This is a genomic window from Priestia sp. SIMBA_032 (assembly GCF_046535215.1).
Lineage (GTDB): Bacteria > Bacillota > Bacilli > Bacillales > Bacillaceae_H > Priestia > Priestia aryabhattai.
The window spans coordinates 1-446 of sequence record NZ_JAWRXD010000148.1; the positions used below are offsets into that span (position 1 = coordinate 1).

A 446-nucleotide genomic window follows, 5' to 3' on the forward strand; every position below is an offset into this window, starting at 1 on the left:
GTCCTCAATATGTGTAACCCTAGTTTTATCCATACTAAGTGTAATTCCTCGTTTTTGTAAGTAAGGAGCGAGGTTCCCATACATGCTTTCCGCGTTTTCCTTCGTTTCCGTTACGATGACGAAGTCATCTGCGTAGAGAACACGTCCTATCTTACATTTTGGATCAATTTTATATCCTCCGTTTGGCTTGTATGTCTTTTTATAAACAATACCAATCTCTTCTTCCATACCGCATAAAGCGATATTAGCTAGAAGGGGAGACACGATCCCCCCTTGAGGGGTTCCTTCTGTTGTCGTACGAAGGATATCCTGCTCTACGTATCCCATTTTAAGCCACCTTTTAATGAGAGTGTTTCCCGGAAACATAGATGTCTGTTCCACTATCCACTTATGATTAAGATGGTCGAAACATCCTAAGAAATCTCCTTCGAACACCCACTTTTTTT

Annotated in this window: 1 protein-coding gene; it reads right to left on the bottom strand. The window is 41.0% G+C overall.

Annotated elements, in window-relative coordinates:
- A partial coding sequence (locus SB717_RS33740; protein WP_410907167.1) for a reverse transcriptase/maturase family protein occupies positions 1–435 on the bottom strand: 435 nt, incomplete at its 3' end.
- Between the last annotated feature and the right edge of the window lie 11 nt (positions 436–446).